22 protein-coding genes are annotated in these 26,139 nt (G+C 38.3%); 4 read left to right on the top strand and 18 right to left on the bottom strand.

Features of this window, described 5'->3' with window-relative positions; all coding sequences use genetic code 11:
- The first annotated feature begins 225 nt into the window (after window positions 1-225).
- Together JZO85_RS03670 and JZO85_RS03665 are read left to right on the top strand one after the other, a co-directional pair.
- Window positions 226-1,113 carry a VOC family protein gene (locus tag JZO85_RS03670; RefSeq protein ID WP_207107165.1) on the top strand — a complete coding sequence of 296 codons (888 nt, stop codon included), beginning with the start codon at window positions 226-228 and terminating at the stop codon, window positions 1,111-1,113.
- Window positions 1,114-1,409: 296 nt separating this feature from the next.
- Window positions 1,410-2,033, top strand: a complete 624-nt coding sequence (locus JZO85_RS03665) for a TetR/AcrR family transcriptional regulator (RefSeq protein ID WP_207107164.1) — start codon at window positions 1,410-1,412, stop codon at window positions 2,031-2,033.
- A gap of 51 nt (window positions 2,034-2,084) precedes the next feature.
- Here the strand turns inward: JZO85_RS03665 and JZO85_RS03660 are convergent, their stop codons facing one another.
- From JZO85_RS03660 to JZO85_RS03625, 8 genes are all read right to left on the bottom strand, one after another.
- Window positions 2,085-4,100 (bottom strand): MucBP domain-containing protein, encoded by a 2,016-nt coding sequence (locus JZO85_RS03660; RefSeq protein ID WP_207107163.1) that lies wholly within the window; start codon window positions 4,098-4,100, stop codon window positions 2,085-2,087.
- Window positions 4,101-4,130: 30 nt separating this feature from the next.
- Window positions 4,131-4,880 (bottom strand): winged helix-turn-helix domain-containing protein, encoded by a 750-nt coding sequence (locus JZO85_RS03655; RefSeq protein WP_207107162.1) that lies wholly within the window; start codon window positions 4,878-4,880, stop codon window positions 4,131-4,133.
- 530 nt (window positions 4,881-5,410) lie between these two features.
- A complete protein-coding gene (locus tag JZO85_RS23405; protein WP_207107161.1) occupies window positions 5,411-6,118 on the bottom strand; it encodes a winged helix-turn-helix domain-containing protein in 708 nt (235 codons plus the stop codon).
- A gap of 206 nt (window positions 6,119-6,324) precedes the next feature.
- Entirely contained in the window at window positions 6,325-9,918 is a 3,594-nt protein-coding gene (locus JZO85_RS03645) for a WxL domain-containing protein (RefSeq protein ID WP_207107160.1), read from the bottom strand.
- A complete protein-coding gene (locus JZO85_RS03640; protein ID WP_207107159.1) occupies window positions 9,899-10,255 on the bottom strand; it encodes an LPXTG cell wall anchor domain-containing protein in 357 nt (118 codons plus the stop codon). The genes JZO85_RS03645 and JZO85_RS03640 overlap by 20 nt, the downstream gene beginning before the upstream one ends.
- A gap of 27 nt (window positions 10,256-10,282) precedes the next feature.
- Window positions 10,283-11,347 (bottom strand): WxL protein host-binding domain-containing protein, encoded by a 1,065-nt coding sequence (locus tag JZO85_RS03635; RefSeq protein WP_207107158.1) that lies wholly within the window; start codon window positions 11,345-11,347, stop codon window positions 10,283-10,285.
- Window positions 11,348-11,396: 49 nt separating this feature from the next.
- Window positions 11,397-12,089 (bottom strand): WxL domain-containing protein, encoded by a 693-nt coding sequence (locus JZO85_RS03630; RefSeq protein WP_207107157.1) that lies wholly within the window; start codon window positions 12,087-12,089, stop codon window positions 11,397-11,399.
- Between the two features lie 22 nt (window positions 12,090-12,111).
- Window positions 12,112-12,819: a WxL domain-containing protein gene (locus tag JZO85_RS03625; RefSeq protein WP_207107156.1), complete on the bottom strand. Its 708-nt coding sequence runs from the start codon at window positions 12,817-12,819 to the stop codon at window positions 12,112-12,114.
- A 394-nt stretch (window positions 12,820-13,213) separates the two neighbouring features.
- On the opposite strand from JZO85_RS03625, the gene JZO85_RS03620 reads away from it, so the two are divergent.
- Both JZO85_RS03620 and JZO85_RS03615 read left to right on the top strand, forming a co-directional pair.
- Complete coding sequence (locus tag JZO85_RS03620) at window positions 13,214-14,380, top strand: helix-turn-helix domain-containing protein (protein ID WP_207107155.1); 1,167 nt, start codon at window positions 13,214-13,216, stop codon at window positions 14,378-14,380.
- 56 nt (window positions 14,381-14,436) lie between these two features.
- Window positions 14,437-14,664, top strand: a complete 228-nt coding sequence (locus tag JZO85_RS03615) for a hypothetical protein (RefSeq protein WP_207107154.1) — start codon at window positions 14,437-14,439, stop codon at window positions 14,662-14,664.
- Window positions 14,665-14,750: 86 nt separating this feature from the next.
- On the opposite strand, the gene JZO85_RS03610 is transcribed toward JZO85_RS03615, so the two are convergent.
- The 10 genes from JZO85_RS03610 to JZO85_RS03565 form a co-directional block, all read right to left on the bottom strand.
- Window positions 14,751-15,455, bottom strand: a complete 705-nt coding sequence (locus tag JZO85_RS03610; protein WP_207107153.1) for a DUF975 family protein — start codon at window positions 15,453-15,455, stop codon at window positions 14,751-14,753.
- Window positions 15,456-15,833: 378 nt separating this feature from the next.
- Entirely contained in the window at window positions 15,834-16,397 is a 564-nt protein-coding gene (locus JZO85_RS03605) for a helix-turn-helix domain-containing protein (RefSeq protein ID WP_207107152.1), read from the bottom strand.
- 187 nt (window positions 16,398-16,584) lie between these two features.
- Complete coding sequence (locus JZO85_RS03600) at window positions 16,585-17,328, bottom strand: hypothetical protein (RefSeq protein ID WP_207107151.1); 744 nt, start codon at window positions 17,326-17,328, stop codon at window positions 16,585-16,587.
- Between the two features lie 48 nt (window positions 17,329-17,376).
- A complete protein-coding gene (locus JZO85_RS03595) occupies window positions 17,377-18,174 on the bottom strand; it encodes a DUF5677 domain-containing protein (RefSeq protein WP_207107150.1) in 798 nt (265 codons plus the stop codon).
- Window positions 18,175-18,268: 94 nt separating this feature from the next.
- On the bottom strand, window positions 18,269-20,305 hold the full coding sequence (locus JZO85_RS03590) for a hypothetical protein (protein ID WP_207107149.1): 2,037 nt from the start codon (window positions 20,303-20,305) through the stop codon (window positions 18,269-18,271).
- Window positions 20,295-22,961, bottom strand: coding sequence for an ATP-binding protein (locus JZO85_RS03585; RefSeq protein WP_207107148.1), 2,667 nt, complete (start codon window positions 22,959-22,961; stop codon window positions 20,295-20,297). Before JZO85_RS03585 ends, JZO85_RS03590 begins: the two co-directional genes overlap by 11 nt.
- Window positions 22,954-24,102: a DNA cytosine methyltransferase gene (locus tag JZO85_RS03580; protein WP_207107147.1), complete on the bottom strand. Its 1,149-nt coding sequence runs from the start codon at window positions 24,100-24,102 to the stop codon at window positions 22,954-22,956. The genes JZO85_RS03585 and JZO85_RS03580 overlap by 8 nt, the downstream gene beginning before the upstream one ends.
- Window positions 24,103-24,382: 280 nt before the next feature.
- On the bottom strand, window positions 24,383-25,096 hold the full coding sequence (locus tag JZO85_RS03575; RefSeq protein WP_207107146.1) for a helix-turn-helix domain-containing protein: 714 nt from the start codon (window positions 25,094-25,096) through the stop codon (window positions 24,383-24,385).
- A gap of 24 nt (window positions 25,097-25,120) precedes the next feature.
- On the bottom strand, window positions 25,121-25,852 hold the full coding sequence (locus tag JZO85_RS03570) for a helix-turn-helix domain-containing protein (protein WP_207107145.1): 732 nt from the start codon (window positions 25,850-25,852) through the stop codon (window positions 25,121-25,123).
- Between the two features lie 71 nt (window positions 25,853-25,923).
- Window positions 25,924-26,139 carry a hypothetical protein gene (locus JZO85_RS03565; protein WP_207107144.1) on the bottom strand — a complete coding sequence of 72 codons (216 nt, stop codon included), beginning with the start codon at window positions 26,137-26,139 and terminating at the stop codon, window positions 25,924-25,926.

Here is a 26,139-nt window from a genome sequence, read left to right as displayed (position 1 = left end):
AACTCCTCCTGAATAAACGATATCAATCGAATAATTTTTATTGCTTCCTTGAGTTCACATTAACACCTTACTATTTGTAAGTAAAATTCCATGCTCAGCGTTTTCATTATTCTGATTTCCTTTAGCCAAGAGTCACTTATGCTTTTGGAAATAGAAGTCGCTTGGCTTGTCTAACGATCATACTTCACCTATACTAATAAAAAGTAAGTAAAAGAAGGTGGCTTTATGTCGTCATTTCATCATATTTCATTATTGACCAAGGATCGGCATGAAAATGTCCGGTTCTATACGGAAATCCTAGGTTTGCGATTTGTGAAAAATACAGTCAATCAAGAAAATCATCGGATGCTCCATTACTATTACGGAGATTATCAAGGCACTCCCGGCAGTGTCGTTACGTTTTTTATCGTGCCGCACTTGGGGCATCGCTATGAGAAGCAACATTTTATTTCAACAATTGGTCTGAAGCTGCCTCGCAATAGTTTGTCCTATTGGAAAGAACGCCTGAAGCATTATCAAGTACCCTTCACCTCAATGGATCGGCAATTGCGCTTTTTCGATGCGGATCAAGTAGATATCCTTTTGACGGAAACGGATCAGCCGCCATTAGCACTGTCCTACCAAGTTGCCAATGAGATTCCCGCTGAGAAGCAGATCTTAGGGCTGAATTCTAGTCAGATCCACGTTCGGGAGCCTAAATTAACGAGTACTTTTTTTGAGACCTTTCTTGGATGGAAGACAGTTGATCAGCGTATCCATCTGAATGGGACCGACTTTTTCGAGATTTTGCCTACCGAATCTGATGAGCCATCGCGAATGGGGCGCGGCAGTGCCGATCATATCGCTTTTGCAGTCGCGAATGAGACGGAGTTAAATGAGCTTTATCATAGAGCGGAGAAACAAGGCTGGCAAATCGAAAAAATGGTCTCTCGTGGGTACTTCAAGAGTCTTTATATTCGTGAACCAGGCGGAAATCGGATAGAGTTCGCTACTCTTTCCCCTGGTTTTACGATCGATGAGCCATTAGACAGCTTAGGGAAAGGCTTTGTACTGCCGCCATTTTTAGCGGAGCAACGTACAGAGATCGAGGCTGCACTCTATCCAGATAGTTAACAGCAAATAAAGCATGGAACGACGCAATTTTCGGTCGTTCCATGCTTTTTTGATGTCTTACTAGTGTATCGCTCAAATAAATAACCAACGTTATAAATATTATCCCCAATCAAATAAAACATTTGAATCCCGATCCACCGACCATTGACAACGCAAAAAAATATTAGTATATATGATATTAAATGTGTTTAATAGTTTGTATATAAAGCGTCAAATACTGAATTGTTGTTGAAAAAAACTACCGAACTAATTTTTTTATAATAAATATTTTTTCTACAAAACGATCAAAGGAGGCAATGATTATAAAGAATACCAAGGAACGGATATGGCAAGAGGCCTTAACACTCTTTTCTGAACATGGGTTTGATGGCGTATCGGTGAAGGAAATCGCGCATGCAGTAGGAATCAAAGATAGTTCGCTGTATAACCATTACAAGAGCAAGCAAGAAATCTTTGATACTATCTTATTTGAGGTGTGTGACATTTTAAAAGAAGCAAACAACACCTTCGCTTTACCCTTAGCTGGTGATGCGGGAGACATCTACACAAACAGCTCTGTAGAGGACTTGACCAAAATGTATGTGGATGCCTTTAAGTTTTATTTGAGAAATGAAACAGCCTCTAAATTCCGAAAATTGCTGATCACTGAACAGCATATGCATCAGCATGTTGGGGATTTGTATAATGAATTGTTCTTCGATTCTCCAATGAAATACCTGACTGCCTTATTTACTGATTTAATTCAGCGAGGAACCTTCATCAAAGCGGATCCTTATACTACTGCGATGCATTTCTATGCTCCGCTTAATTCTCTCATTCGGCGCAGCGATATTCGGCCTGATTTAGAGGAAGAAAACATTGTCTATTTAGAACATCACATCAAACAATTTGATCAGATTTATCGCGCTGATTCTAAGTAAAGCAAAACAGAAGAAGCACCGACAGTTTTGTCGAGACTTCTTCTGTTTTTGCTATCTTTTTCTTCTTTTTAGAACAAACAGACAGGTGCCTAAACTGAACATCAAAGTGACGCCAGCTAAGGTCATCGCATGAGAGAGCGTTGTATCTGCACCCGTATTGGGAAGGTTTTTACCATACCCGCCATGGATCGTATTGATTGAATGGACAACTGTTGTGCCGCTGTTGCCTCCAGTGTTCGTCACACCACCTGTGGCAGCAGATGTCTTTTTATAGATATAAATGACTTCCTGTGCTTGGTCTGTGAATTTCCCAGCGGCATTTCCTTTCACCTCTTTAAAGGTGAAGCCAGCGATTTCTTTTTGTTCCGTTTTATAATCTTCTCCAGCATTTCCGGTCAACACAACATCATCAGAAATACGTTTACCGTCTTCATCTTGATATTTAGCTGTCACTGTTGCGGCTTTTTCTGCTGATCGGCTGTATACATAAGTAACCGTCTGCGCCTGTGGGGTAAATGTTCCTGCTGCATTCCCCCGCACTTCTTTAAATGTATAGCCAGCAATTTTCTTTTGTTCAGAGGTATATTTTTCTCCTATTTTTCCTGACAGTGTAACTGTGTCAGCAATCGGCTTACCAGCTTCATCCTGATAATTTACAGTCACGCTTGATTCTTCAGCTGTGTTTTTCGTATATACATAGGTGACTGTTTGGGGCTGAGCTGTAAATGGGCCGGTGGCGTTTCCTTGAACCTCTTTAAAGGTATAACCATCAATTACCTTTTGTTCAGAGACATATTCTTCTCCGATAGTTCCCGTCAATATTTCTTCATCTGCAATCGGATTGCCTTCTGTGTCTTGGTATTTTACAGTCACATCTCCTGCTTGTACTGGATTCTTCGTATATACGTAAGTGACTGTTTGAGGCTGAGCTGTGAATGGACCCGTGGGATTTCCTTGAACCTCTTTAAAGGTGTAACCGCCAATTACCTTTTGTTCAGAGATATATTCTTCTCCGATATTTCCCGTTAATATCTCTTCATCAGCAATCTGCTCGCCAGCCTCGTCATGATACCTTACTGTCACATCGGCTGCCGGTTGGAACCTTGTTATTGGGACTAATGCCCTTAGCGTATAGGTCGCATAGGTTAAAGCCCTTGTATTGATGCTGTTGGATAAAGCAGTAGGAAGCTGCATGAATTCAACCAAAACATAAGCAGCCTCTTCTGGAATAGCCTCAAAAACCATCCCCTCCTCTGTGTAATCAACAGAAGGATACTCAATCTCTTCCTTATTCTCATTCAAAAACCAGACCATCCCTGGTGCTGAATGCGTTGCAGCTGAAAGTAGGGAATTCCCCATGAAATCCTTGAGGGTCTCCTGCTTGTATTGAACCTCACCAGTATGACCTTGCTCCACCCTTAATTCTGGCAGCTGTAATTGTGATTGCGTCACAAATTCGGCACTCCAAATCTCGGTCAGGGCCTCCGACTGAATACCAATCGCTGAAAAATCAGCCATGTCTTTTGAAAAAATACGCAGATAATTCGTTGGATTCAATCGATGAATGTATTCACCTAATCCGACAAGTTCACTTGCTGGAACACCTTCTCCATACCTGGTGCCAATTTGAAGCTGCGCAACATTACCGGAGTTTTCCAGCTTTTTTAGCACATTCGGCATCACATAGACAAAGGAATCTTCGGCCACCTTAATAGTGGGCACATTTTCAGCAATGATATACGTACTATCCAAGGCCAACAGCTCCCCGGCATACTCAAGACCTGTAAAATCAACGACCGTACCTTCAGGTATATCTAAGGTATATTGATCAAAGGTCAGCATATCCAGATCAGCTATTGCTTCTTTGGTTATATCATTGGGATCGATCTGACCCAAATAATAAGCAACGGCTTTTCTTAGATTGGGATCCGGCATCCATGTTTCGACCGATTCACTCGCTCTGCTATTGCTCTCGACAGCGGATACGCTTAGAATCGGCCCCCATCCGCCCACTGCAACATTACAGCAAAATAATAGCACTACCAACTTCATACCTAACTTTTTCATGTATTCTCTCCTTGAGTATCGTATTTTTGTTTACGTTGTTTCCTCATGAGGTGCTTCAACATGCGTTGAAATAGCAGAAAAATGTTTATCAAAATCATTGTTTTTTAGAAAGGAAAGAAATGGTGCTTGGAGGAAGTACCCTTGTCCCCAACTAGAGCCCATCCCTTCAGTATCAATACCCGCGGCCAGCATTTTCAGCTTCAGACGTTTCGCGATAGCAGACAGGTTGGAAAAACCAGCATGAGACATCTCTGTTTTCCACATTTTTTGACAAAGCAGTTCTCTCGAGATGGTTTCGCCGTTTGCTTCATAGAGATATACCAACAGCTGCAGCTCTCTTTTAGATAAGCGATTAATAAAGTTTGAATAATTCTGACCCGTGAACCCCTCTTCCTTCGAAGGCCGTCCTGGTTGCGGCTTGTAAAAACTTGCTCTGGCAATTTTATCGATAATCTCTGAATCGCTGTCGCCAGGCTCGATCCAATAGTCGATATCATCGTCCAGCCATGAAAACTCTGTTGCGTTAATTTGTTTTTTGTTTCCCATTCTAAAAATCGGGATGCCACAGCTCTTTATTCCTTTGATATACTGGGTCAGCTCAACGTTGGAAATCGTGTCGCAAACAATTACCAGTGAAAAATACTGTATGACCTGAGCCTGTTCCTTTGCTTGATAAAATAGACTTGAAGAACAATAGAACTCGGCATTTACACGTTGCAAAATATTCTGAAGATTAGATTCAATCATATGATTTTTGCTTAGCAGCAACACTTTTGTCATTGCTTGATTCCTCCCTTAATTTTTCCTTTTTTAGATGTTCTTATTTCAGACAAACACTTGGGTATAAGAAGCCGTTCGCTTACACCGTTCAAAAGTCCCTATTGAAATAAAACACCGCACAAGTGTCATTTGTGCTTTTTCATACATTTTATTTTTGGTTTATATTTAAACCAAAAGTTAACTAATATATAAACTAGCGCTCACTAGTTTATTTATATATACTAGTAAACAATAGTTTTGTCAAGATTATTTCTAGTTAAAAATCACTTTAGAATATAACGATCGTATAAAAATATTCTTATTTTTATATTTTCGATCTTTTAGCACGATAATCAAAAAAGAATTGAATTTTTTCTTAATCAACTTCTCTGACAACATTCTGCTTTTACATTACGAGAAAAAAAGGAACCAACCCGACAAAAATCAGGTTGGTTCCTCTTCATTTCCTATTTTTTTCCTCTTGTTCACATTTGTATGGAGCTTAGTCATTTGATTTGGCCAAGCTCCGTGCAAATGTTTTCTGATGACGGTCATACTTTCAACTCTACTTTGGCTCCCCACCAATCTGAGACCTCTTGCGTGACTTGGTACCCTTTACCCCATATAGTGCCAATACACTCTTTGTCAAAGCCAATTAGTTCAAGCTTCTTCTTTAGCTTACTAACTAAAAAGGACAAATGGGATAAATTGGAGTTCGTTGCATCGCTTTCCCACAATTTGTGGCATAGTTCATTTCTTGAGACCGTCTGCTTGGGACTCTGGCACAAGATATCGATCAACAAGCGTTCCAATCTGGAAAAGCTTGGCCCATCGTGAACACTCAATAGTCTGCTTTGGTAATTTTTTTGTCTGTTCTCTTCTATATAATCTAAATTGCTAAGCAGCTCTCGAACTTCGCTTTTGGTTGTTTCTGCATGTATCCAACCCTTCAAGCCATAGGCTGACCATTCCTCCATTATCTTCTTTGTCGGACTAAGATTGTCCTTCCTTACTACTGGTAAAGAATACTGCTGAAGGTTCTTTAAAAGAAACATCGCTTCCTTATCTGAAATCGTATCGCTCAAAAGAATGATTTCATAGCAGGTGCTGATACCAAGATTATCAAATGAGGAGGTATTATCTAACAACTTCTCTAATAAGAGGCTTGAACAGAAGACTTCAAAGTTTAATTGCTGCAGCTCATTTTGAAATTTCTGATCGACAAGAATATTTTTGGTTAAGAATAGAATTTTTTTCACTTAGGTTCGCCCCTTGTTTATTTTATACTTACACAGCAAATGAACAGAATGCGGGAATACGTCACGTTTCGCTACTGTGATTCATTCCGTACAGTAGCTGAGCGGTAAGCCCCTCTTCACTTTCTAAATAACTCGTATTCAGTTTTCTATGTAGTCATCTAGAACCGCTAACGGCTCTAGATGACAGATCTTTTATTCATCAGTGGTTAGTTCGTTACTCCAGCTTCAACTGTCCAAGCAATCGTTGATTGATAGGTTTTCCCAGCTTTGCCTTGACCTTTTGGAACCTTCAATTTCACTTGGTTTTTCTTCCAAACATAGGTGGATTCATCCTTAGAGTTCTCACCATCGCCTTTGAAAACAGAAGAGGGGGTTGAGGTCAACGCAACTTCACCATTAGAAATCAACCCGCTTGGATTCATAGCTGCTGCTGTTTTTTTGTTGTACATATCACCGCTAGGCAGTATCAGCGTAGCACCGTTCAGCTGATCTGCGCCTGAAACAAAGGATGTGGCTGCTGCTTTTAATGTCCAGCCCGTCGTTGCAGGCCGCTCATCCGCAACCTGCACCCACTGATCGGATGTTCCTTTTGCTTGATACTCTGTGTCTTTCCATTGAACTTCTTTCGTTCCGATATCGAACGCCGATGGAACATAGTCTAAACGAAGCTCACCGTGTGCACCTGTCCCCTCGTTTTCTTTGTCACTTGGGTCCGATACAGAAGGATCTCTCGGTTCAACTAAGTTCAGTATTATAGTCAAATTCACGTTTTTTTTCAAGTCAGAAGGTAATTTATTTACTCCGGTCGCCCGAACCACAAAGCTCACAACATAAGGACCGCCTGCTGTATTCGGAATGGAAGCACTATTATCTACTTCAACTTCCAGGTCAATCAAATCACCGTCAATGATTGTTTGCGCCTTAGCACCCATGACCCTTTTTAAATAGTCTGCATAATTCGTTGAACCGACAGTAAAGCCTGAAACATCGCTCCAGCGAACAGTCAAATCATTCGCTAAAATAGTGTCGATCGTGTCCGCCTTATGGACGACCAGCTTCACATCTACTGGATCAGAATCATTTCCGCGAGTATCATCAACGATTACTTGCTCAGTATATTCTTGCATATCCTGACCATTCGTAATCGCTGCTGTCCCACCTGAAGCAATCCCATTACCAACATAGGTATAGCCAAATTTGTCTTTATCCGTTTCCAAAGCATTCGTATCTTCAACATTCGCAATGAAATCTTTGACAGGAGGGATCTCATCTCCCTCCACAACATGAATCGTTCGACCTTTCCCTGTAGGCTTCGTTACGTCTGCTACGACTGTCTTAAAATACTTATCTGGATGACCGACATAGCTTGCTTTGATGGTTTCTCCCCAATAAAACGGTCGGGACAGATTGCCCTTCCATTCATAGCTTCCATCCGCTTGAACCACTACCTGTCTCTGATCAGCCGGTAGAAAATCCAACGGTCCGCCGGATACTTCCACTTTTCCACCGGGCGGCTCCGCAGTTCCAACAACCCTATACTCTGTTTTCGCTTCATTGGTAAGATCATCAATCGTCTTCACATCAAATACGACCGGATCAACGATTAACCTCTGTGCATTAGACGTATATTTAGTATTAAATTCACTAACAGTCCCGTTATCGACAAAGCCAACTGCTAAACTTGTTGTTTTCGATCCTAGCGTTGTTCTACTATACGTAATCTTGGTATTGTCTAACGGATGGAAGCTATTAGATGGAGTTGCTTCATCAAACTCACCGTTATCCCACAAACGAATTCGATGCACATAGCCATTTGTTGCGGGAATGCTCAACGTACCATTTAGTGAGAACAAGGGATCGTTTGATGGACGAGTAAATCCAATGTCAAAGGTGGCTTGGTCCGCAATATTGATCGCTGAACCCGCGGTAGTCATCTTTAAAAGACCGTCGGCATTGCCGCTGGCACTTTGTAATTTGAACATCGATCCTTCGGCTAACTCAAGATTAGCTCCACCAACAAAAGAAATAGCGTCACCTACCGCTTTAGATGGATCATTCGTTTCACCAATTTTCAAATCAAAGGCTGCATTTTTTCCAAGCCTGATTGACCCTGAACTACTGAAATAGATCGGTGTTTCGTCTTCACCACTCGGTGCCGTAGTCTCATCTACCATTCCCGTAAAACTTGCATTTTCGCCTAATTCAATCGTACCGCCAGCTCTCTCCACTTGAAGTACCGTCGCATGATCTCTTCTAGGCGCGCCGTTATGAATCTCTACCTCTGTGTTATCGCCAAAATAGATACTATCTTCTCTCCCTATTAATGAAGCAGGACGATAGTTACTCGGCCAAGTATTCGTACTGCTTGCCAGATTTGAAACAAGCGAAATACTTCCTGGCGCATAATCATTTGTACTCCAAGGTCCCGTTTTAGTCGGTGTTTTCAAATTACTCAATGTGATTTTCGTGCCTGCACCGTCTTCCGCATAGAAGTTTCCTTTAGGATAGAAAACGAAATTCGCTCCTAAGCGACCGTTATCCACCATAATATTGGAACCCGCCTTAACGTAGATTTCCCCAACCGCAACATTGGCACTTCCGCCAGTGTAGCGCTTGTCGATGGTAATATCATTCCCATCAATCGGAGAGATATAAGATTCTGTCGGTGAGCTTTCCAGCGACGTATCCCCAGAAAGAATCAGCTTCCCTCTGGCACCTTCAAAAGCCTGAGCGCCATATTGCGTATAATTATGAACCGTTACTATCGTTTTTTGGCCGGGATTCCACATATCGGCAACTCCCCAGTCATTTCCGTTGTAAACCGTCACGTTTTGGAAAACGACGTCCCAGTCACTTGAATTAAAATAGAAGGTGATGTCGCGAAAATCAATGGTTTGATTGTTTCCATTAACGACCAGTTTTTTATCACTGCGGTTCGTACGAATATCCGCGGTACTCGCGCCGCTTGTTTTATCGGTCATTTTAAAGCTGTCCGTGAGATTGATGTAGGTTATCTCTGTCTTATTGTTGTTGTTACCTGCATTTGTGGCGCTGACACCAACAGACAATGCCGCATCCCATTCAGCCCGAGAGCCTACATCAAAATAGCTCACATTATCAAATTGTCCATCCGTTAATTGAGCGACAGGCAATGTTCTTGTCGTTGGAATACCCAGGTCCAACGCTGCTCGTGTCGTACGTTTTTCTGAAGGCTTTTCCTCTTCAGCTTCGGATGCTGCATCCACTTCTTTATCTTCTTCTACGGCGGATGGCGCTTCTTCTTTTGTATCTTCTGTTGCTGCTTCATCCGCTTCCGTTACAACCTCTTTTTCAATTTGCAAAGCCTCAGTTTTGCCAATCACTTGATCATTTACCGCATGCGTCCCTTCTATTGATGTTTGATTGGATAAAGTATCAAAATCAATATCAAGCATTAAGTTCACGCTGTTTAACTTCTGCAAATCAAGCTCCAACACTTTCGTCTGTTCATCAACGATGATCGCTTCTTTTGCATGCTGATTTTTTTCTTCCGAGTAGGATATCCCTTTTGGAAGCTCAAGCTGTAAACGATCTTTTTGACGCTCCTGCTGATCTAATTCGACAGGGGTGTAATGAATTTCCAAGGAAAGCTGCTCAGTTTTCACATCGAGTGATACATTAGAACCACCATCCACTAATAATTGTACCTGCGGGTCGATGACAGCCGGATCGCTCTCTGCTGCAACTGCACTACCAAAAGGAAGGAGAACGTTTAGCACTAAGATTAAGCTGAAAAATAGGCTAGAAATTTTGTGCTTCATTCGTTTCCTCCTCACTTCGTTTTTTAAAGACGAAAAATAGTATGCCTAAAACAAGGACCATTCCCGAAAGGAACAGTTTACTGCTTAGCAGCTCTCCTGTTTTCGGTAATACTTTTCCTAATAAAGTAGAGCGTGAGCCGCCGGTTTTAGGAAGATTGGCAGTGTTTGAACCACTTGCTTCATTATTTTTCGTATCCTCCGCCTCATCTCCCCAACCAGATAGCTGGATCGTCGTTTCTGATTCAGCATTAGATGTCGAAGCCTTTGCCGGAACAGGAGAAGCTGCTAAAAGAAACCCCAGTAAAGCTAAACTGACGATTACTGAAAGACGTTTCATCGCTTGATCTTCCTCCCATTTGATTCATCATTTTTCCTTCTTCTTACGAAATAGAACCACGAGTAATAAAATCACCAATAAGCCAATGATCGCTATCAAAAGATAGATCAAATAGTTCGGCTCAGGTTCTGAATCATTGATCGCTTCTTCATTCAACTTGTCCGCTTCTTCTCTTGTGATCGTAAAATCCTTGGTCCACTGCCACGTCTTTTTCTCCCACTTAGAATCCGTAGTCGTTGCTTTCAAATGAAGCGTATAGTTCCCCGCTTTTAATGGTTCCTTTCCTAAGAAAAATGGCACATTAAAGTTGGAATTAGGCGCCATTTTACGATCCTTCAATTGCCCTGTAATCAACGCACGGGAACTGCCTTTTTTGGTTACTTTTCCAGTGAAATTCAGGTTTGAAATAATCGCGGGCTGGTCATTTTGAACATTGGCGTTGATAACCTTCTGATAATTGTTCAAATCAGGAGAGACCTTTAACAAGTTTATATTTGGAGCGGCTATTTCGTTTTGAACCGTTAATTTAACAGCCATCGCATAAGCAAAGCGATTCTCAATATTGATCCCTGTCTTTTTCTTTTCCTCTTTTTTAGGATCAGAAGAAGCTTGATCCTCCTTTTCAAAATACCATGACCCTAAAATGACACCCTCCGGCGCATCCTGCGGAACATTTATTTTCATCGCAACAACTTTTTTCTCCCCTGGTGAAAGCGTCTCGGCAGACGCTCCTTTGATTTCTGCAATATCGGAAAAAGGAATCTTTAGACTTTTGTCCTTTTTCTTCTTTGCTAAAGGCGCCGAGTAATTTATCTCGCCATTAGAATTTGTATAGGTCGTATAGTCGCCCATTTTAATTTTTGCCTCAGAAGAACTATGATTCGTCACCTCTGCTTGAATCTCGATTTCATCCCCAGGCTTGACTAACAAATCATAAAATGAACTAGCTTCATCTACTTGGGGAGTGGTTGGCGCTACTTTAGCGACACTATATCCGGCACTTTCACCTTCTTCTTCCGCAAATGCTGTGGCAGCAGGCGTCACTGTAAGAATGAACGCCAGCGTAAAAAAAAGTTGACTTAAACGTTTCACAAATGCTCTTCCTTTCCAACTACTATATTCACTATTGTGATACTAACTTTTATGGCGCAGCAGTCACAGTCCAAGTGATCGTTGACGTGAATGTTCCAATAGCAGCCGTACCTGGTGCTACAGTCAATGATGCTGGCGTTGTTTCTGCAATGTTGCTAGTTGTATTACCTTTACCGATCAGGTCATTTCTTTTCACTGTTTTCAATACTTCAACAGTTGAACCTGTTAGAGGAATAGTTGCTGCAGTCGCTAAAATTGTGTCATCAGCGATTGCATCGGTTGTTGCTGTATTTCCTTGTGTCGCATTTGCAATACTGTTACGTACGACCCCTTTTGGCAACGCTAAAGCTGAACCCGTTAACGATTTTGATCCGCTAGTAAATTCTGTGCGGCTTGCCGTTACAGACCAGCCGTTCATTCCAGCATCACGGTTATCACGAACCTCAAGATAGTTCGTTACCGTTTCAGTATCATCGTAAGTACCGCCCGCTTGGTTTACTTCATGAGAACCAAAGTCGAAGATCGGAACAACCTTCAAGATCAAAGGACCTACCTCAGGTGTCGGCTTAACTGGATCTGGATTTTTTTCATCTGGTTCTTCCGGATCACTTGGATCGCCTCCGCCTTTATTCTCAGTAAATTCGATCGTACCCGTTGACTCTGTCGCAAATGCTGAAGAGACTCCTCCTAAAAGCATTGTGCTAATCATTAAACCTGCAACCATTAATTTCGTCTTTTTCATAATAAAAATAAATTCTCCTTTTTTAATTAGTTGGACCGCCATCAGTTAGTATCCAATATATTTTGTTTGAATAATTACCAGCTCTCGCTGTATCTTTCGGGATGTTGAGAGACACACTTTGAGACTGCCAAGAATTCGTTGATGTGGATTTCCCTGCCTTTTTTGCCGAGTCACTCGGAGCGCTAAAGACAACCTTTTCTTCATTGCCTACTTCAACACCGTAAGTGACTAAATCAAACACAAGCTCAGTCGAGCCGGCTCCATTGTTTCTATTCCTTGCTTCCCCTGCAGGAAGTGTCAAGGTAGCACCCTTTAATTCATAATTCGTCTTCTCATCCCGCAAGTAGCCGTCCTGCCGAACCTTCAACGTCCACCCATAGGTTTCAGCCTCTCGATTATCCGTCACCTGCAAATACTGCCTGTGATCAGCGAGACCCTCTGCCTTATACTCATGAGCTGCATGATACATCTTCTGTGTACCAAAGTAGAAGCCTTTTGGAGCAGCATCGATTGATAACGGCCCCTTCTCATTTGTTGGTGGATTGTTTGGGTCTGCAGGCTCTTGCGGCTTCGAAGGATCTAATGGATCTTTAGGTGCCGTCGGAGATTTATTCTCCACTAAGTTGATTTCTCCATCAGAGCTTACTGCCGCATACCCTAAAGCATTAAAACCGACACTTATTCCGACAAGCCCTACAAAGAACATCTTTCCAAACATCCTTTTTTTCATTCAGTTCACCTCCTTAAGCAACACATAATTTTTTTATTAGCGAGAAAGGAAACATTCCCTAGATTTAATTGTTCAAAAAGAAATTAAATTATAAAAAAATTATTTTATTTGCATTTTTGATGAATTAGTTACAAAAATAGTGTAACAATAAAAGTATATTACTGTAAATATTTGTTTTATCAATTAAATTAACGATAATCACGGTTTTTTTAGTAGTTTTCTATTTTCGAAACGTTGAAATAACAGACTTCTTTTTATAATAAGTCTAAAGTAGCTAGTTTTTTTATTACTTATTGGTCAAATAATAGTTAAAAAATGAAAAAAGATTTATTCTCATTAATAAAACACTTTGTTATTATGAACGAACCAATAATACACTTTTAAGGAGAAATGGATGAAATCAATATTATTAAGTGACGAATCAAAGAAAAAATTGGAGATTTTCTTTGAAATGAATAAATTGGAGGACGGCAGGTATCCTATTAGCTCTGTCATCAAACTGTTCCGGTTTTCAAAAAATACCGTCTATCAACTGTTGGAGAAAATTGCCGCAGACTTAGAATCACTCTTTGGTTACGAGCTGTTTGATAAGAATGGAAAGATCATTTGGTCGAAAAAAGCATTTGATATGAATCGCTACAATCAATTTTTATTGCGTAAATCACTTCCCTACAATTTCATTCTATTTATCTTGCTGCATCCCGGAAAAACACTGGATGATTTTTGTAGCGCCAATTTCATCAGCACGTCGACCATCCGAAGAACGCTGCAGCCATTTTTAACCTTTTTAAAAAAATTTGAGATAAAAATAAATTTATCCTCTATGAGGCTTGAAGGAAATGAGTACGAAATTAGGATGATGTTTCACACAATCCTTTGGGCCTGTTCGTTAGGCCAAGGAATACTGGAGGTAGAAGAGGTCACGCAAAAAGAAGCAGCGGTCTTGAAACAGCTGGGGATTGCCGATTGTTCTTACATCAATAATGACGATATTCTGACGATTCTTCTAATCGCAAAGCTTAGAATACAGGGCGGCTTTCCTGAAAAGAGCTCCCTACCGGTTGATGATTTTATCCCTAGCAAAACCATCAATATATTAACTGACTATTTAAGTAATTTTGTCCCTTCGAATACCTATCTAGAGACAGAAGTGAGAAGCTTAGCCTTTCAGCTTTATTTTTCGAACCTCTATTATCATAAAGATGATGTTCGAGTAAAAGATCTTTCATCCTACTATCTGGAAAAGAAAGGGGACGGTAAATTTATCCCTATAATAGATCGATTATTTAAACGAGTGGATCTGAAGGTCCAGCAAGACACGATGCTTCCGCTAGTCAATCTGATATCGATCTTTTTTAGCTTCTCGCTCAATCATAGACCGCTGCCTTGGATGAAGGAATTTTCGAACTATGAGGTGTTGTTTCCAAATTTCACCCCCAGACGATCGTGCCTGTGGAAACCTTTTTCTCGAAAATTTCAACCAAGGAAGGATTTGAGTGGCTTTCTGATTATCCTTACGAGTTCTATAAATACGTTTACCATGTCTTACAGGCTTATGTAGTGAAGAAATCAGCGAATGTTAAAGTCGCTATCGTGCCCATCCCAAATCAGAGGATAATGTCCGAACTACAAGAATTCTTAGCCCTCTTTTCGTTCGTGGATGTTTCCTTTAGCAATCAACCAGATTCGGAGATTGATCTATTCATCAGCACATTCGAATCCTTGATCCCAGACCATACATCTGCCTTCTTTTTAGTCGGCACGAATGAGATCTCCCATGAAGCAAAGAACGATTTGTTTTCTGTCCTGTATAACCTCTACACCGATAAAATCACCAAACAATAAACGATAGTATGAAAAGCAAAAGAAGAAGCGAACTAGACATTTTGTCCATTTCGCTTCTTCTTGTTTGATCTATTTATTAATCACACTTAATCATTTTTAGCTAAATTTTCATAGAAAGCCGATTTCGTTACCTGAATGTACGGCGATAGCCATAAATACCCTAAACCTAACGTTGCAATAGAAAGAATGTGCCAACCGATAAAAGAAAGATCCAATAAGAATAATTTTCCCTTATAGCCATTCATCATTTTTCGACTAGCCGTAATCGCATCTAAGGCACTAAGCCCTTCTTTCTCGTTCAAAGTACTATCGTAATAAATATAGTAGCTTTGAGAATAAGAATAAGATTTTACAATACCTGGAATAATTAGCAGAAGTCCCCATAATCCGCTAAATAAATTAACTAGTACAGCTAAAATGGCAACCGTTACCAACGTTTTCCCATTAAACGCCCGCAGCGCATCCTTCAGTGGAGAAATCTCACTTCGAGTCCCTCTGATTAGATCAAGGTAAGTCCACGAAATCCCACTTGTAAATAGCGCACCAACTACCATAGAAAAGAAACTGCTGACGGTTCCGTAATTGCCCGTACCAGCCGTAGCCGCATAATCATAGTAGCCGTTGTTCATGCTCATCACTGTAATGACTTGAGAGACGACAACAGGTACTATAAATACCAACGAGAATCCAATAATTATCAGACTCGGTATGACATTCAATAGAACTGCTTTACCCCATCTTCCCTGCAAGATCATTCTAGCTTCTTGTTTTAACTCCTTTGATGTTTTCATTTTTTCACCCCCCATTTTCTTATTATAGCAATATACGAAAATCCTTTCAATAACAAAAATAATTACACTTTTGTCTATTTAACAGAGCTTGAACATCCTTAAAATTACAGTTTATAATATTATTTACTTTGATTTTAAAGATTTTCTTATTCATTTTCATGAAAACCTTTCTTTCGAAAAGAGAGCATCCTTATTATTATTTAATAAACTGAACAAATAAATATTATTTCGTCTTTCACTTTTCGCTATTATTCCTCTTCGTTCACTAAATAGAAAAGTCATGCAAAAAAATTTCATTGACTGACTCAGACAGACATAACACCACACGAAAAAAGCCTTGCGAACTGCTATTAAGCACATTCACAAAGCCCTTCCTAATTATCCCAAAAAAATCAAAACCTCGATGGCAATAAAAATTCCGATCAGCAGCACCTTGCCTAACGGATGATACGGGTTGATCGCCCAACCAACACCAAATGATTTCGGAATAATCAAAGGCGCCTGCATTCCGCTGACGGCATCCTCTTTGGGGATGACTATAAAAAAGCGCACGATCGAAAAGATGAACACTACGCCCACCACCAGCATCGGCCACAGTTTTTGATCAGCAACCTCAGGTAGGCGGCTCACTACAAAAGCGAAAAGAACCGTCAGCAGCAACAGCCCGACAAATACTCCATCAAAAATCTTCCGCCGCTTGGTCCGTTTGACCAGCTCCGCATCCTTCTTCATTTTCTCCATGAATCCTTCATCGCCTTTCAACAATTCATCTAAGGAGATGTGGTAATAATCACTAATCGAAATGATCATGGGAATATCAGGGAAATTTCTCCCCACCTCCCAATTCGAGACCGTCTGCCGCGATACATGCAGATGCTCCGCGACCTCCTGTTGAGTCAATCCCAAAGACAGCCGCTGTGCTTTTAATTTTTCTCCTAGCAATTGAACATTCCCCCTACATCAAAACTAACCGTTGAAAAGCTACTCTACAAGCAACGTACCAAAGCATCGCAAAAAAGACAAGCTCGAATTGCAAGCATTGTTGATGTGGCGGCGTTTCTAGATAATTATTCATTCCAAAAAAGCTGGCCCATTTCTGAGCCAGCTCGCAACATTTAAACTATTCTGCTTAAGGTTTTAAATCCGGATACAACCTAATTAAATTCTCTGCTGTTTGTGCAATCTGACTATTCGTCGCATTTCCAGCACTCGCCTCTAATAATACATCATCCGGAATTGACGCTAAAACATCTGCATCCAATCCTTGGTTCTTCTCCATAATATCTCTGAGCATCTCCGCTGCTTCATGACTTGACGGAGTATTTCCTTCAGTAGCAGAAGTTGCTTGTTTTTCTTTATTGACCATACTAGTATCCAAATATTCCTTCGATACTACGATCCAACCTTTATCAGGCATACTTTGGAAATAGCCTGACTCTTCAAGAAAACCATCGCTGCTAATTCTAAAGGAATCTAAGGTATCAATCTGTTGAGTGGTCGACTCCACAGTTGCATACAGCAACCCATCCTCTTTTGTTTCTAAAAGAATATCAAAATCAGGATTCTTAAACGGATCGATGTTCTTTCTTTTGACCCAAATGGATGCTACCCATTCTTTGACTTGATCGGCACTCAAATTTTTCGTGTCTACTTTGTCCTCTTCTTTCGCTTGGCTAGACGAGCTTGAAGCCATACTATTAGAAGTTGCTTGAGTATCCTCAGATGAACTTGAACTTTTTGTCGTTGAAGACACTTGGACCTTTACTGATGAAGAACTGTGAGTAGCCTCTGTACTTTGTCCATTATCTTTCCCGCAACTAGCTAGAAAAAATGGTGTAGATAGGATAAAGAATAGTAATGCGAGCTTTTTCATAAATAAGCCTCCCTTTAAAAGAGTGAACCCTTTAATTTATATTTTTAACTAAACATATTTATTTATGATTTCATTGCCAACTTCTATTAACTCAGATGCATAATCCAATAAAGCTAGTGTTAATTCAGCTATGTCCTTTGAGCTAATCTCATAACATTGACAGTACTCCGAGACTCTATATGAATAAAGCACTAATAAATTAGAAATTATTCTCACCGCGTGCCCAAGATTTAACTCACCATTTTTTTCAGCTTCAAAGTATGAGGAACTTATTTGCTGTTGTCGCATAGATAAACCTGTCCAGTCATAATGTATTAAATGACTAGAGAAAGAATAAGCATATAGAGAAGCTAGTTGGCTTTCATATTCTTTATTTTTACTTGCCATATCTTTAAGTAGATATTGATAGCTCCATTTTCTATTAATTTTCCTTTGATATTCCTTTGGATATTTTTCGTTCAGATTATCTAATTCTTGTCGACTCAACAAGCTAAGTTCAATTGTTTTTGTGCTGTTAGTAGAAAATTCTTTTAGGATTGAGATGCTTCTTTTCGCTTTATTATGATCAGATATTTTTTGTATCTCCGTTAAATGAATTTTATATTCTTCATAATTCAATTTTCTTTGTTCATCATTACCTGAAATAAGAAAACAGTACTTAATAGTTCCTTCCATTACTGTCCTTAATAAAATATCCGCATCCCAAATTCCAGTACCATGATACAACAATGATAGAATACTTTCACCGGTTGTGTGCAAGGATGTGAACAACGAAATAGTAACATCTTGCCATTCGTCAGAGCCTTTTTTATACAGAGGACTTAATAACTCTATAGTCTCTTTCATAAACTTATCAGCAAGAAATATATATTCTGGAATTATTTCTTCATAATTGATAATTAAGCCCTCCTACCTTCATTCATTTTATAGCGATCGTTATCTAAAACTTTCTGATATTTTTAATATCAATTAAGAATTTATCCTTTTCTATTATTCTTGATAACTCTATTTCTTTTCCATCGAGGCATGAGATAGTTATCGGAGAATCATCTAAAGTAATAATACGATTATTTTCTGTCAATACACAATCATCAACCCCTAGTCCACGGCCTTTCATATTATTTATTGTGTTCTGTAGATCTTCTATAGAAATTAACCACTCACGCTTTCCTATCTTGCTATTTTTCTTTCTCTCAGAAGACAAAACGGTACCAAATGGTAGAGTGATTTCTCTACACTGATTAACTAGTGCAGTAAAACTGTATTGTCTAGTTAAATTAATAGTGTTAAAAGGGTGTCTCCCACGATAATCTAAATATAATTTATTCAAATATAATACGTAGTCTTTATTAATCCTGCAAATTCTTCGCAAATCATATTTGAGTACTGGATCACTGAAGTCATATTGATTAAGATTTATTTGCCTAGGATTAATTTTACTATCAAGTATTGTCAAAAAAGCTGACTCATTAACATTAATCATATCATGAACTGCGTTAAAGAATTTTTGCATATTTTTATATTCTTCAATTAAATGTTCTTCCAATAAATCTGAGATATTGCTAGTCAACTCATTTTTTAAATCAATCTTGCACTCTCCATACTCATTAAATATGACTAGTTTAATAATTGGGTTATCAATAAACCTTCTGTCACTACAGCTAATTTTCAAGGTAAATGTTTCTTTATCACTGAAGTCCTTCTTAAAATTATCAATACGTACTTCTTGTTGGTCAGTTATTATTTTTTCAATACCAGTATGTGGTTTTATCTCTGCTTTTAGAAACTCCATAACTCCATTTTTTTCTTTTCTTCCTTTGCCCATCATGAGATCACAATTTTGTCCTATTAAGACATAGTATGATCCCTCACCATCAATAAAGACATCTCCTGGCGCAGGCGGCTCATGGTAGTTATTTATATCATAATCAAAAGCCTCATAAGTATTCAATGCTGCTAGTTCTTCAGAGTAATTCTCATCGTCATCTAAAAAATTAATCACTTTAGCCAATTTAATCATTTCTTTAATTTGCTTATTCGTACTCAAATTGTAATTAAATAACAATTGAATCCAATTTGATATTACTTTATAATTTGTTACACCTTCAAAAGTTGCCATCTCCGACAGATATGATGCAATTCCACTATTAGTAATTATCTTTTCGAAAGATTTTTCCATAGAGTCTTTATAAAGGTATTGAAGATTTCTTAGGACACAACTATAAGCACTTTTTGCTAATGCCCCTTTTAAATCTTGATCAATATTTTTAGAATCCTTATCTACTACCTGAATATAAACATTGGTTAATTTATCATTTTTTAAATTCTTGTTGTTAGATGTAAGGATCGTTGAAATGATTTCCATTTTTTCACTAGTTTTACTTATTTCTTCAATTATTTCGTTTGCTCTATAGTTATTGTCTAGTCTATTATCTATTATACAAATTACTCTAGATGATGTATTTGAAATCCTCGTTAAATCAGCTTTAAATCTTTCTTTTGTCTCAGAATTATAGTTTTTATATATTTTAAATTTTTTCCATTCTGATTCTTGATATATAAAGCTCTTAAAAATTTCCTCATAAACTGAAGAAGGTGTCATTCCTAATCCATAGTATGAAAAATATTTATGATACTGTTTACCTATCTCTATATCTTCGAAAAGACTAACTATCTTTCTGATTTCTGGCTCATCATTATTCTTTAATTCTTGATCTAAAAATGATTTAATATCCTGTTCAGGGACTTCATCCCCCCAAGAAATATCACAATATTTATCTTTAAAACATTGATAAAAGTCCGTTAATTTAGCGATATCCATTGCTTTAATATCATTTAAAAAACTTTCTTTTAGATCCTGATTCATCCGAAGAAAACCATACATTAGAGCAGTTTTTTTATCATCAAAAGAAAAGTCATCTTCAAAAAAGATAATTTCTTCACAATCTAGCACACGTGCAAAATCATTATAATCCATTAATCCCACCGCCTTCTAATATATCTTCAGGATCATAAGTGATAATAAATTTATATGGGTTCCCTAAAAAGTTCTGTTCATCCATTAATTCGATATTTGCTCCAAAAGAGTTTAATATCTTTTTGACAATATATAACCCCATCCCACGCCCTTCTCCTATTGGTTTTCCAGACTGCAGTGGTTCAAAGAGTATATCTTTCATCTCAGAAACAATCCCAGTTCCTGTATCATAAACAATAAAAGAGCTTTCATTTTTATATTCAACAACTATTTTATCCAAATCATCCGTTAAATATAATTTGTCATTACTTGCAAACTCATTACGCTTATCAATCCAATAAATTGAATTGTGAAATAGATTATAAAACACATGTAACAATACACCTTTCGGTACTGACCAAATTAAACTGTCCAAATCGCATTCAATAGATATTCTATTATCTTCCAACGATCTCAGTAAATTTTCTTTTACCTGATAAACCGTCTCAGCAATATTTTGTTCATAAAAATCTTCATATGTTCCTTTCTTAATAAAGGTATTTTCTAGAAAAGAGTACAGATTACCAACATTTTCTATTTTATTAGAAATGATAGAATAACTATTTTTTATTGGCTGGACATGTTTGTTAAACATTTGAACTTGTCTATTTTCTAAAAAATATTTTTTCAAATCATCAAAATGGCAATCTGCATCCTTATCAATTGCTGTTTTACTAACTGAATGTAACTCATGTGTTATTGCTTCTGTTATGATCCCATTAGCCATCAATTTGTAGTTATTGTACGCTTCAACCTCTATCGCCTTCAATTGGTCGTTAGCTTCGTCTAGTAACACCGTTGCATCCTTTTTTGTCGCCTCATCAATTTGTAAGAAATTTACAGTTTCATTAAGGACTTGATTAAGGGTTCCAAAGACTGATTTGTCCATTGGAATAAACTCAGCATCTTCTTTAATATCTGTAGGCAATTCTGACTTTAATTTTTCAAGAGACATTAAAAGCTTATCGGTATTTTGTAGGGATTTTTTTAACCCACCTGTTTTCTTTTTCAATTGCTTTTCATAATTTTCAATAAGCAATCCGTTCTCAGCCAATAAAACTTTTACGATAGCGTTTACTCTTCTATTTAACTCATAAAATAAGCTATTGAATACAATATTAAGGATACTTTTTAAAGCTTTTGATACCGGATCTTGATGATTGATATCTAACCGTGAACTAATTTCTTTAATATATTTTTGTTTGGGATCATTTATAGAAATGTATCCCAATGTATTTCCCAGATCAAATCTGAAAAATTGTTGTCCCCTAGTTCTGTATTGCTGAAGCTTCAACCAATCACTTTCTTGATCACCTAAAAAACCAATTCTATAACTACCTCTATAAAGTTTGATTCCATTATAATCATTAAGAAAACTCTTTAGTGTCTTCAAATCAATGTCATTACTTATTAAATTTTCTTCTTTAGCGGAATTAATGATTATATCTGAACCAACTGCACTATTTTGCTTAAAAGAATAAACAGACCCCTTTATAGGGTTTATTTTTTTTACTTGATTAATTAGGTCGTTGGCTATTAATTTTGAATAGTCTGCCCGATCATTCTCATCTATTATTGTACGTGAGTATGTCTTATTAAACTCCTCAATGAGAGAATACATTATTTCAGATTCTTTAACAGTTAATCTAGCTACATCGTTAATTCTTTCTTGATTTTCTTCTAAAAGTTCTTTGTAGTAGCTATGTGATTTTCTTAGTCTTTTAAAAGGTTCTGCCTTGGCTATAACTCTATGCATTCGCTCTAAAAACCAAGGTCTCAGATTAATACCACATTCTAAGTTGAGTTCATTTTCATCATTTTTAGTTAATTTAAAATAATGTTCACTCTCAGCTAAATAAAGCATCTCTGTAGGAAAAGAAATATCTAGATCAGCACCGTTATATGATATTTTAACTTCTGACTTTTGCTCATTTTTTTCATAAGGTGAAATCAAAAAAGATATTGCTGATCTAAGTTCGCTAATGACCGGAATATCTATGTCGACTAGTCCGAGACTCATTTGCTCAGGAACTTCCAAAAAATCTGAAATTCGTATTCCAAAAATCCACAACCTAGTATAATGTTCAGCTCTTTTTTCAAATTGACGATAAGGAACAAAATACTTGTTTTCTCCTATGTTATTTGATGCAACAATGTTTTCCCAATCAATAAAAACTGCTGAACCAATTCTTTCAGATTTCGCTGTGGTCTCAACTAATAAGCTACAACCCAATCTTTGTGTTGCAAGTCTGCCTATTCCTTTCTCACCTAAAGTATCATTTGCATAATCATTAAGCTTAATATCTGTACCAATCTCTAGAAAACCATTTTCTAATGTGTAGTTATCCATTCCTTGACCATTATCTTCTACAATACAAAAAGGCTTATTGAGTAACTCTCTAGGAACCATATCAAGAATTTCACTATTTCCTTCTAGAGTTTTTTCTTTTTGAAACTCCTCAAAATTATCATATAATAAAATATTGATCGTTTTTGCTTTAGCATCAATAGAATTTTTTATCAACTCCGTTAGCGCTACACTGGATGTAGTAATCAAGTCAGTTCCCAGATGCTTAATTATCCTAGAATTCATTTTCAGTTCTTTTTGATTATCCATATTTATCCTCCTTAACTTTCTCAATCTCAGATACTATTTCATACAAAGTTTTTGCTATACTTTCAGCCATTAAATAAGGCACGCCATTACCAATCATTTTAAATTTTTTTGTTAATGATATTGAATCTGGTAAATAAAAGTCTTTGGGTAAAGATTGAATTGCCATTGCTTCAGCTACGGACAACCTTCTTTTTAAATAAGGATGGAGATGAACTTCATTATTTCCATAAGCAGCAGTAGGTGAGTACCTCCATCTGTGCAGTCTCTTAAATGATTTCCTTCTTACATCTCCTTCAGCAATCGCACTCATTTTCGTGATTCCTGTTCGTACTTTGAATTGATCTAAACCATTTGGATGTTCTGAAATCTTATTTTTATCAAACCAATAATTTACAGTTAATTGTATAGGAACTTTATAATTGAATTCTCTCTTACTATTTTCAATGAAACTATCTTGAGAAGGCCAGTCCATCGAAAGAATATCTGCAGGTTCATATTTTTGATATTTTTCCCATGGAAAATTGAATATTCCTTCTTTGGTTATACCAAACTTATGAATACTTTTTAACTCATTTTCTAAAATCCCTACCATTAATATTCTCTCTCTGTGTTGCGGGACTCCATAACTTAATGAATTAAGTAGTCTATCAGATATTGCATAACCAGATTTTGTCATTAACTCTCTCATTTTTAGGTAGAAAACCTTATGTTTTTCTGTTTTGATTAGCCCTTTTACATTTTCAAATAGGAAAAAATCAGGTTTACACTCCTTGATTAAGCTAAAATATGTATTAGTTAATACGCCGTTTTCGCCGTCAACCCCTCTATTCTTACCACCAACAGAAAAATCCGGACAAGGAGGACCACCTACAAATCCAACCATGTTCCCTTTTTTCTTTTCGTTCAAAACCATTTGAAAGAGGTTCTTTGTCTCATCTTTTTGCAAAAAATCTGATGCACTTCTATTAATATATCCGTAAAAAGGATCTCTAACATTGGAATTTCTTCTAATATATGAATATGACTCCAAAAAGTTTCGTTCGTATTCGTTAACAAAAACTACTTCGTAATTGTTATTTTCAAATGCTAAATCGAGCATTCCTACTCCTGAAAAAAAGGAAAATAAAACTATTTTCGCCATTAAAAAAACCTCTACTCTAATTTAATTAGTCTTACTAGACTTCTATATTATCAATTATTAAAACTATTTGACAGATATTTTTACAACCCGCCATCCTTACCATAACACATATTCTCAATAGGAAATCTTGTGTATGTTACTAAACACGTTGAAATGCTTAACAATATGAATAACATACTTTTTTTAAAATTACATTTTATATCCTACTTTTGTTTAAAACAAAGCACCCTCCTATCCTCATTCTTCCAAGGTCAGGCTGGGTGCTTTACTTTGTAATTGTCTATTCATTTCCATACTTTAACTCATTTGTATCTACACATATCTGCTCATTCACTGTCTCATGCAGCCGATACCCTCGTCCCCAACAGGTTTCAATGATCGGACCGGTAATGCCTTTACTCGCAAGCTTGGCTTTTAAGTGTTTGACCATCACCGAGAGCTGCGACATGCTGGAATTGCTCTTGCCTCTATTCCACATCCGCAGGCAGAGTTCTTCGCGGGGGATGGTTTGGTTTTTCTGCTCGTAAAGAATGACGAATAGTTTTAATTCACCACTGCTCAATGCCAATCTAGCTAGGGAAAGCTTTTCCTTGGTCTTTGGTAAAAAGACGATCTTACTTTCGTTGGTTAGTTTGTCGCAGCTGAGCTTTTCTCTTAGTGATTCAATGCTCGGGCGACTTTCGATCCACTCGGTGATCCCGAGCTTCTGCCATTCTTCCAGCTGGGCTTCATCGACGGGCTCGTCGGATTTTCGGAAGATCGGGATCGTGTAGTTGTTTAGGGTCTTCACGAGCTCCTTTACTTCGACATTGGCGATGGTTTCGCTGAGAATGATTTGGTGGAAGATTTGGATAAAGTCGTGATTGGCAGTATCCAACAGACACAGCTCCACCAGCTCTTTTGTCGTGAACACTTCATGACCCAGCTGTCTTAGGCGGTCTTCAAAAACTTGTTCGTTCAAGGGGTTTTTGGTAAATAATAGAATCTGACTCATTCATATTCCTACTCTCTGATTTTTTTAGTGCTGCTGGTTTTGGAATTCGCCTTTCATCAGGCAATTGTAAAAGTACGTATTCAGCTGATAGCCTTCGCCCCAAAGGGTATGGATCGCATCTTCTATTCCATAGGCATCGGCAACTTTTTTGCGGATTCTCGTGATCGCTGAGGATAGCTGACTCAGCTTGGAGTTTTGATTTTTCGAGCGCCAGCCGTGACAGAGCTCGTCACGGGCCAAGGATAGATTGTCCGCCTCCATCAGGTGCTGGATGATCTCTTTCTCCATCTTTGTAAAATGAATATCTGAAAAATATAAGGGAAAGGCCTTTTTCTGATAGTCGGAAAAACGAGGGCTAGAACTCAGTGGATCAACGCTGAAATCAACCCGCTGCAGCAGTGACTTATAGAGCAGCTTTTCTCTCAGCCTTTCTAGCGAGGTATTCGCTTCGACCCAATCAAACACATGCCAGCTGCGCCAGTTGGCCAAAGCCGCTTCATCGGGTTCTTCTCCGACGATCCGCACCAGACAATCGGTGGTGACTTGTTCTCCGAACTCCTTTGCTTCGTTATCTGTGAGCGTCTCGCTCAAGAAGATCCACTGAAAAGACTTCATCAAATGATCCACCCGCCGCGCGTTCGCCCACAGCTCCCAAATCGACACCGAAACCAGCACTTCGTAATTCAGTTTTTGGAGCTGCAGCTGCAGGGATGTTTCTACTGAAATATTTTTTGTTAAGATCAATATGCGCGTCATTTTCCACCTCTTCCCCCTTGTTCTTGCATTTCTATGTACAAGCCGCTCGATAGAACTCGAGCGGCCTTTTTTTAAGCAGTTAACTGGTTCTGGATCAGAACATATAAGCTGATTCCCAGACCAATCCAGACGATCGCTAAGAGGAACATCCCCCAGTTCGCCAGCAGATAGGTCAGTTTTTTCTGTTGTGTCCGCTCGCAATAAGCCAGATCCTTCACTAGGAAAAAGATGGCTAGGATAAGGGAGAGAACCCCCATTCCCGCAGACAGCCAGACAAAATTGTACAT

The organism is Candidatus Enterococcus murrayae, assembly GCF_017315985.1.
Taxonomy (GTDB): Bacteria; Bacillota; Bacilli; order Lactobacillales; family Enterococcaceae; genus Enterococcus_A; species Enterococcus_A murrayae.
The sequence above is the reverse complement of the archived record's forward strand: the minus strand, read 5'-3'. Positions and strand labels throughout refer to the sequence as shown.

Excerpts from the sequence above, each read along its gene's own strand:
- JZO85_RS03670 (WP_207107165.1), top strand. The coding sequence starts at position 226 with ATGTCGTCATTTCATCATATTTCATTATTGACCAAGGATCGGCATGAA.
- JZO85_RS03665 (WP_207107164.1), top strand. The coding sequence starts at position 1,410 with ATGATTATAAAGAATACCAAGGAACGGATATGGCAAGAGGCCTTAACA.
- JZO85_RS03660 (WP_207107163.1), bottom strand. The coding sequence starts at position 4,100 with ATGAAAAAGTTAGGTATGAAGTTGGTAGTGCTATTATTTTGCTGTAAT.
- JZO85_RS03655 (WP_207107162.1), bottom strand. The coding sequence starts at position 4,880 with ATGACAAAAGTGTTGCTGCTAAGCAAAAATCATATGATTGAATCTAAT.
- JZO85_RS03645 (WP_207107160.1), bottom strand. The coding sequence starts at position 9,918 with ATGAAGCACAAAATTTCTAGCCTATTTTTCAGCTTAATCTTAGTGCTA.
- JZO85_RS03640 (WP_207107159.1), bottom strand. The coding sequence starts at position 10,255 with ATGAAACGTCTTTCAGTAATCGTCAGTTTAGCTTTACTGGGGTTTCTT.
- JZO85_RS03630 (WP_207107157.1), bottom strand. The coding sequence starts at position 12,089 with ATGAAAAAGACGAAATTAATGGTTGCAGGTTTAATGATTAGCACAATG.
- JZO85_RS03625 (WP_207107156.1), bottom strand. The coding sequence starts at position 12,819 with ATGAAAAAAAGGATGTTTGGAAAGATGTTCTTTGTAGGGCTTGTCGGA.
- JZO85_RS03620 (WP_207107155.1), top strand. The coding sequence starts at position 13,214 with ATGAAATCAATATTATTAAGTGACGAATCAAAGAAAAAATTGGAGATT.
- JZO85_RS03615 (WP_207107154.1), top strand. The coding sequence starts at position 14,437 with ATGTCCGAACTACAAGAATTCTTAGCCCTCTTTTCGTTCGTGGATGTT.
- JZO85_RS03610 (WP_207107153.1), bottom strand. The coding sequence starts at position 15,455 with ATGAAAACATCAAAGGAGTTAAAACAAGAAGCTAGAATGATCTTGCAG.
- JZO85_RS03600 (WP_207107151.1), bottom strand. The coding sequence starts at position 17,328 with ATGAAAAAGCTCGCATTACTATTCTTTATCCTATCTACACCATTTTTT.
- JZO85_RS03595 (WP_207107150.1), bottom strand. The coding sequence starts at position 18,174 with ATGAAAGAGACTATAGAGTTATTAAGTCCTCTGTATAAAAAAGGCTCT.
- JZO85_RS03590 (WP_207107149.1), bottom strand. The coding sequence starts at position 20,305 with ATGGATTATAATGATTTTGCACGTGTGCTAGATTGTGAAGAAATTATC.
- JZO85_RS03585 (WP_207107148.1), bottom strand. The coding sequence starts at position 22,961 with ATGGATAATCAAAAAGAACTGAAAATGAATTCTAGGATAATTAAGCAT.
- JZO85_RS03580 (WP_207107147.1), bottom strand. The coding sequence starts at position 24,102 with ATGGCGAAAATAGTTTTATTTTCCTTTTTTTCAGGAGTAGGAATGCTC.
- JZO85_RS03575 (WP_207107146.1), bottom strand. The coding sequence starts at position 25,096 with ATGAGTCAGATTCTATTATTTACCAAAAACCCCTTGAACGAACAAGTT.
- JZO85_RS03570 (WP_207107145.1), bottom strand. The coding sequence starts at position 25,852 with ATGACGCGCATATTGATCTTAACAAAAAATATTTCAGTAGAAACATCC.
- JZO85_RS03565 (WP_207107144.1), bottom strand. The coding sequence starts at position 26,139 with ATGTACAATTTTGTCTGGCTGTCTGCGGGAATGGGGGTTCTCTCCCTT.